Genomic DNA, 7,401 nt, shown 5'->3' on the forward strand with positions numbered 1-7,401 from the left:
GAAGCAAGCCGAGCGCGCTCAGGCACCGGCCGCGCGCGAAAGCCGGTCCCAGGAACGGCCGGCACCGGAGCCAGGCCGCGACGCAACCAGAGCGCCAGAGCGACCAACGGCAGCGCCCGGGCTGGACGCAAGCAAGGTGCCGGATGCGCCGGCGCGCACCGCGCCCGCCGTCGCGGCAGTACCCGACGAGGCGCAGGCGCTGCTCGCGCGGCAGATGGCTGCCAGCGCCTCCACGCTCGACGAGCTGCGTCAGCACATGGCGGCCTTCGACGGCTGCAATCTCAAATTCACCGCTAAAAACCTGGTCTTCGCGGACGGCAATCCCAATGCCGAGCTGATGCTGGTTGGCGAAGCGCCGGGCCGCGATGAGGACCTCGAAGGCCTGCCCTTCGTCGGCCGCTCCGGGCGCCTGCTCGACCGCATGCTGGCGGCAATCGGCCTCGACCGCACGTCGGCCTATATCGCCAATGTCATCCCCTGGCGGCCGCCGGGAAATCGCACGCCGACGCCGCACGAGACCGAGATCTGCCGGCCGTTCATCGAAAGGCAGATCGAGTTGGTCAATCCGAAGCTGCTGGTCAGTCTCGGCGGCCCCTCGGCCAAGACCTTGCTCAACACCACCGAGGGTATTCTTCGATTGCGCGGCAACTGGCGCACGCATACGACCGCGTCCGGCACCATCATTCCCGCCATGCCGACGCTGCATCCGGCCTATCTGTTGCGGACGCCGGCGCACAAGAAGCTGGCCTGGCGGGATTTTCTGGAGGTGAAGGCGAAGCTGAAGGCGTTGGAGTGAAACACCCCTTCCCCCTTGGGGGAGATGGCACCATAACCTCCGGGGTAATTGAATTACTCCCCTGGCCGCCTTAGTCCTTCCCACATGACAACATCCGAAACCTCCGCCGGGAGCCTCATCCGCGAATGGCGCACGCGCCGGCGCATGAGCCAGCTCGATCTTGCCATGGAGGCCGAGATCTCGCAGCGGCATCTCTCCTTCGTCGAGAGCGGCCGGGCCCAGCCCTCGCGCGAGATGGTGCTGCACTTGGCCGAGCAGCTTTCAATCCCGCTGCGGCAGCGCAACCAGCTGCTGCTCGCTGCGGGTTTCGCGCCGAGTTTCAGCGAGAAGCCGCTCTCCGATGCGTCGCTGGCACCGGCGATGGCGGCGGTGGAAACCGTGCTCCGGGGCCACGAGCCCTTTCCGGCGCTGGCCGTGGACCGGCACTGGAACCTTATCTCGGCCAATGCGGCGATCGGCCCATTCCTGGCCGATGTTTCCGAACCATCGCTGCTTGCGCCACCGGTCAATGTGCTGCGGCTCAGCCTGCATCCCGGCGGCGTTGCGCCGCGCATCGTCAACCTAGCCGAATGGCGCGCGCATCTGCTCGAACGGCTGAGGCATCAGAACGACGCCATTGGCGACCCCGTGCTGATCGAGCTGGAACAGGAGTTGCGCGCCTATCCTTCCGGGCTGAAGAGCGGACGGCCGGCCCAGATCGAGCCGAGCGGCATCGTGCACCCCCTCCGGCTCGCGCATGGCGATCAGGTGCTCTCCTTCATCAGCACGATCACCGTCTTCGGCACACCGCTCGATGTCACATTGTCGGAACTGGCGATCGAATCCTTTTTCCCGGCCGACGAGCAGACGCGGTCGACGTTGGTGCGGCTGGCGAAGGAGCGTGCCGAGCGGTCTTGATCACCCCTGCGGCGGCGTCGCCCTCCTCGTTCGCGTGCGTTCAAGCCCAAGTTGCCGTTCGCGCCATATGATGAAGATGCCGGCCGCCACCACGATCAGACCGCCGGCCAGCGTGTTGAGCGACGCGACATCGCCGAACACCAGATAGCCGACCACGACGCCGAGGATCATCGAGCTGTATTCGAACGGCGCCACGACGGAGGCCTCGGCGTGGCGGTAGGCCGCCGTCATCAGGATTTGGCCGAGCCCGCCGCAAAAGCCGGCGACAACCAGGAGGGCTGCCTGCACCGGCGTCAGCGGCTGCCAGCCGAAGGGCAATGTCAGCAGGGAGAGCACGCTCGCCGTCGACGAGAACCAGAGCACGATGGTCGCCGTCTTCTCGGTCTGGACGAGGTTGCGGACCAAGAGCATGGCGATGGCCGAGATCGCCGCCGCGGCGAAGGCGGCGATGACCCCCAATACCTCCTGGTCACCGAGCGCCGCGCCAGAGCGCAGCAGCGTCAGCTTCGGCCAGGAGATGAGAAGCACACCGACAAGACCGATGGCGACAGCGCTCCAGCGGTAGACACGGATCGCTTCGCCAAGGAAGATCGACGAGAACACCACCACCAGCAGGGGCTGGGCATAGTTCAGCGTGATCGCCTCGGGAAGCGGCAGCCTGGTCAGCGCGAAGAAACCGAGCCCCATGGCGCCGACGCCGACGATACCGCGCGCGACGTGGTTGAACGGCCGTTTCGTGGCGAATGCGGTGGCCAGCTGTCGCTTGGATGCCAGGAAGGCGATGATCGGGAAGATGGCAAAGAAGGAGCGAAAGAAGACGATCTGGCCGGCGGGCACGTCGCCGGCCGCCTTGATGCAAGTCTGCATGCCGACGAAGACCGCCACCAATACGATCTTTAGCACAATGCCCCGCAGCGTGCTGTGGTGGCCGGCGTGTCCGCCGTCGCCTTGCGGCTCAGCTCTCGCCTCGGCGCTCACCTTGGCGCGGCGTCCCGGATCGCCGCGCAGATGCGCGCCGGCGTGGCCGGCATCCCGGTGTGGCTGATGCCGTGCCCGCGGCGGAGCGCGCCGCGGCCTTCGCGCTTGAGGAAGGCCTGGTCCTCGCGACGCAACACGGAAGCGCCCATGGCGAGTTTCGGTGTGACCACGCCCATGAATGCCTCGCGATGACGGTGGGGGAATGGATGCCCGAATAGGCATTGGCGCAGTTTTGTCGAGTGACCGTTTCGTGTAAAGAGCGCGGACTTCGTTTTTTTGGACCAGCGGGGCGTGTTTGCCGCGCCGGCAAGGACAGGAAAACCCTTCCGAATGCGCACCGATACCGGCCAGGTCTTCAAGCTCGAAGACTATCGCCCCAGTGACTATCTCATCCCGGAGACCAGCCTCGTTTTCCGCCTTTCGCCAGGGGCAACCCGCGTCACCGCCACGCTCACAGTCGAGCGCCGCGGTGGCGTCGCGGCGTCAGCGCCGCTGGTGCTCGACGGCGACGGGCTGACGCTGATCGGCATCGCCATTGACGGCCGCGAGCTTCAGCCGGCGGACTACGCGGCAACGCCCGACGAACTCGCCATCCTGAAGCCGCCGGCCGCTTCCCGCTTCGAGCTTGTCCTGGAAACCGAGATCGTGCCCGCGCGCAACGAGGCGCTGATGGGACTCTATCGCTCCAGCAACGTCTATTGCACGCAATGCGAGGCCGAGGGCTTCCGGCGCATCACTTATTTCCTCGACCGGCCGGACATCCTGTCGGTCTATACAGTGCGCATCGAGGCGCGGCGCGAAGAAGCGCCGCTGCTACTCTCCAACGGCAACCCGGTGGAAACCGGCGCGGTTGCCGATGGCTGGCACTATGCGGTCTGGCACGATCCCTTCCCCAAGCCGTCCTACCTGTTCGCGCTGGTGGCGGGCAATCTCGGCAAGGTGGCCGACAGCTTCACCACCCTATCCGGCCGCAAGGTTGAGCTCGGCATCTATGTCGAGCCCGGCAAGGAGCGGCTGGCGGGCTATGCGATGGATGCGCTGAAGCGCTCGATGAAATGGGACGAGGACGCCTTCGGCCGCGAATACGATCTCGACGTGTTCAACATCGTCGCCGTCTCCGACTTCAACATGGGCGCGATGGAGAACAAGGGCCTCAACATCTTCAACGACAAATATGTGCTGGCCGACGAGGAGACCGCGACCGATGCCGATTTCGCCAATATCGAGGCGATCATCGCGCATGAGTATTTCCACAATTGGACAGGCAACAGAATCACTTGCCGCGACTGGTTCCAGCTCTGCCTGAAGGAAGGGCTCACCGTTTACCGCGACCATGAATTCTCCGCCGACCAGCGCTCGCGGGCGGTTAAGCGCATCGCCGAGGTGCGCACGCTGCGCGCCCACCAGTTCCCCGAGGATCAGGGCCCGCTGGCACATCCGGTCAGGCCGCGCCGCTACCGCGAGATCAACAATTTCTACACGGCGACCGTCTACGAGAAGGGTTCGGAAGTGGTGCGCATGATCCGCACCATCCTCGGCGCCGGCGCGTTCCGCGCCGGCATGAACCTCTATTTCGAGCGCCACGACGGAGAGGCCGCGACGATCGAGGACTTTCTCAAGGCGTTCGAGGATGCGTCGGGACGCGACCTGTCGCAATTCGCCCTGTGGTATCATCAGGCGGGAACGCCGAACCTGACCGTGAGCTCCTCGCACAATGCGGGGACAAAGGAATTCACGCTGGAGATCGAGCAGTCCGTGCCGCCGACACCGTCGGAGAGCCGCAAGCGGCTGATGCACATTCCGCTGGCCTTCGGCCTGGTCGGCGCCGGCGGCAAGCCGGTCGCCTATGACGCCGTCGAGGGTGCGACGGTCGAGGATGGCGTCATCCATATCCGCAAGCGCCGCCATCTGGTGCGCTTCACCGGCGTCGCCGAGCGCCCGGCGGTGTCGCTCAACCGCGGCTTCTCGGCACCAATCACGCTCTCGGTCGAACAGAGAGCCGACGACCAGTTCTTCCTTGCCGGCCACGACAGCGACAGCTTCGCGCGCTGGCAGGCCTTCAACACGCTACTGACCGACGCGCTGATAGCGACCTTCCGCCAGGTGCTCGGCGGCACGGAGCCGGTGTTCACGGCGCGACTCGCCGAGCTTGCCGGCAAGATCGCCGTCGACGAGACGCTGGAGCCGGCCTATCGGGCTCTGGCGTTGTCGCTCCCCAGCGAGGCCGACATCGCCCGCGACATCGGCAAGGGCATCGACCCCGACGCCATCTTCGCAGCACGCGAGGCGCTGGCCCTGGCGATCGCCAAGCCGAACCGCGATAGCTTCTCCGACCTCTATGAACGGCTTGCCGACAAGGGGCCGTTCAGCCCCAATGCCTCGAGCGCCGGACGCCGCGCGATGCGCAACATCCTGCTCGACTATCTGGCGCTGCTGCCGGAAGGCGCCGCGCTCGCCGCCAGTCACTTCCGCTCCGCCAGCAACATGACCGATCGCGCCGCCGCACTGACCGTGCTCGCGCATCGGCATGCCGGCTCGCGTCAAGCGGTCGAGGCGCTGGCCGCTTTCGAAGCGAAGTACGGCGGCGATGCGCTGGTCATGGACAAATGGTTCCAGATCCAGGCCGGCGTGCCCGGCCCGCGGACCGTCGAGGCGGTGCGCGCGCTGACCGGTCACCCTGCCTTCTCGATGGCCAATCCCAACCGGGTGCGCGCCCTGGTCGGCACCTTCTCCAGCGCCAACCAGACCGGCTTCCACCGCGCCGACGGCGAGGGCTACCGCTTCTTTACCGAGACCGTGCTCGAGGTCGAGAAGCGCAACCCCCAACTGGCGGCAAGGCTGGCGACGGCTTTGCGCTCCTGGCGCTCGCTGGAACCGAAGCGCCAGGCCAAGGCCAGGGAGGCGCTGCTTGCGATGGCCGCCGCGGATAAGCTGTCGGCCGATCTCAGGGATATCGTCGAGCGGACTTTGGCGTAAGGGCTTTCCCTTTCTTCCTGTGGGAGGAAAGGACGAATTTCAATCAACTTTTAATCTTTTTTGGCCGCGCCTCTGGACAAGGCGAATCACCTTTGATTCTTTAATGACGATTCGGGCGTGCGGCGTAACCGGACCATCAAGCATACGGAATTCGGGGAGTAGCCATTTATGGCCAAGGCGGACGCGTGGGGCGCGCCCGGAGGGAAGGCTTTTGAGCGTCGCAGGGCGCGGGCCGACGGGCTTGCCGGCAACACCCGGCTGATCGCCGAACCCGCCTATAGGCGGCTGCTGGCGGCCGAGCCGTGGCTTCGGCGCTCGATCCCTGCCCTCATCATCATCTTCCTGATCGTCATCGCGGCGCTGCGCGTGCTGTCGCTGATGAACGAGCGCGACGAGGTCGAACGCGACGCCAAGGCGATCCTTTCGCTGGCGGCCGCTCAGATGGCGAGTGCGATCAGCGCCGATCCAAACGCCGCTTCAGTGACCGCGCCTGACCTGATGGAGAGTGCCGGTCGCCAGGGGGCCATGGGCCGCAGCCACGTGCTTGCCATCACCGACGGCAACTTCAAGATCATCGCCGTGTCGCCGCTGTCGAGCGGCTGGCAGGGACGCGCGCTGGACAGCCTGGTCCAGGGCGGCCAGCCGCTGTTCATGTTCGGCGAGCGGGCCGGCGTCATGGATATCAGCATCGACGGAAAAGACTGGTATGGGGCGGTGAGCCTGACCAGCGACCGCAAGAACGCCGCCGCCGCGCTGGTGCCTCGGGATGCGGTCTTCGACAACTGGCGCAAGACCGTCTCGCTCAACGTCACACTGTTTGTGCTGACGGCCGGGGTGCTGATCATCATCCTCTACGCCTATTTCGGCCAGGCAGCGCGCGCCCAGGCCGCCGACCGCATCTACCTCGAGGCGCATCAGCGCATCGACATGGCGCTGGTGCGCGGCCGCTGCGGCCTGTGGGACTGGGACATGGTGCGCGGCAAGATGTACTGGTCGCGCTCGATGTACGACATGCTGGGCTACGAACCCTGCGACAGCATGCTGTCCTTCGGCGAGGTCGACGAGATCATCCACCCGGAGGACGGCGACCTGTTCGAACTCGCCAATCGCATTGTCGAGCGCGAGATCGACCACATCGACCAGGTGTTCCGCATGCGGCACGCCGACGGGCAATGGGTGTGGATGCGCGCGAGAGCGCAGGTGATCGACCCGGAGGCGCCGGAAATCCAGCTGATCGGGATCGCCGTCGACGTCACCGAGCAGAGGCACCTGGCGCTGCGCTCGGAGGCGGCGGACCTGCGCTTGCGGACCGCGATCGAGAACATCAACGAATCCTTCGTGCTTTGGGACGCCGCCGAGCGGCTGATCATGTGCAATTCAAAGTTCCAGAAGGACAACGGCCTGTCGGACCGCGACGTGATGCCGGGCGCGACGCGCGCCGTGCTCGAGGAACGCATGCTGGCCTTCGCCTCGGAGCGCAGGCTGGCCAACGCCAATGGCCCACAGGGCGGCTCGACCTTCGAGCGGCAGCTTGCCGACGGCCGCTGGCTGCAGGTCAACGAACTGAGGACAAGGGACGGCGGCACCGTCTCGGTCGGCTCCGACATCACCCAGATCAAGCTGCATCAGGAAAAGCTGGTCGATAGCGAGCGGCGGTTAATGGCGACCATCCACGACCTCAGCCTGGCCCGCCGGGCGGAAGAAGAACGCGCCAGGGAGCTGGTCGAGCTTAACCGCAAATACATGAAGGAGAC

Annotated in this window: 6 protein-coding genes; 4 read left to right on the plus strand and 2 right to left on the minus strand. The window is 65.9% G+C overall.

The annotated features are described in order from the left end of the window. Together EOA33_RS18055 and EOA33_RS18060 are read left to right on the plus strand one after the other, a co-directional pair. Window positions 1–796, plus strand: a 796-nt coding sequence (locus EOA33_RS18055) for a uracil-DNA glycosylase (RefSeq protein WP_245482353.1), incomplete at its 5' end; no start/stop codon positions are given. Between the two features lie 84 nt (window positions 797–880). After that, entirely contained in the window at window positions 881–1,693 is an 813-nt protein-coding gene (locus EOA33_RS18060) for a helix-turn-helix transcriptional regulator (protein WP_126055752.1), read from the plus strand. Here the strand turns inward: EOA33_RS18060 and EOA33_RS18065 are convergent, their stop codons facing one another. Both EOA33_RS18065 and EOA33_RS18070 read right to left on the minus strand, forming a co-directional pair. After that, complete coding sequence (locus EOA33_RS18065) at window positions 1,694–2,671, minus strand: DMT family transporter (protein ID WP_127406212.1); 978 nt, start codon at window positions 2,669–2,671, stop codon at window positions 1,694–1,696. It lies immediately after the preceding gene. Continuing rightward, on the minus strand, window positions 2,668–2,847 hold the full coding sequence (locus EOA33_RS18070) for a hypothetical protein (RefSeq protein WP_126055754.1): 180 nt from the start codon (window positions 2,845–2,847) through the stop codon (window positions 2,668–2,670). The genes EOA33_RS18065 and EOA33_RS18070 overlap by 4 nt, the downstream gene beginning before the upstream one ends. Window positions 2,848–3,001: 154 nt before the next feature. Between EOA33_RS18070 and pepN the strand changes: the two genes are divergently transcribed. Together pepN and EOA33_RS18080 are read left to right on the plus strand one after the other, a co-directional pair. Further along, window positions 3,002–5,647 carry an aminopeptidase N gene (gene pepN, locus EOA33_RS18075; RefSeq protein ID WP_126055755.1) on the plus strand — a complete coding sequence of 882 codons (2,646 nt, stop codon included), beginning with the start codon at window positions 3,002–3,004 and terminating at the stop codon, window positions 5,645–5,647. Between the two features lie 168 nt (window positions 5,648–5,815). Then, a partial coding sequence (locus tag EOA33_RS18080; protein ID WP_127406213.1) for a PAS domain-containing protein occupies window positions 5,816–7,401 on the plus strand: 1,586 nt, incomplete at its 3' end.

Source organism: Mesorhizobium sp. M4A.F.Ca.ET.050.02.1.1, assembly GCF_003997725.1.
Lineage (GTDB): Bacteria > Pseudomonadota > Alphaproteobacteria > Rhizobiales > Rhizobiaceae > Mesorhizobium.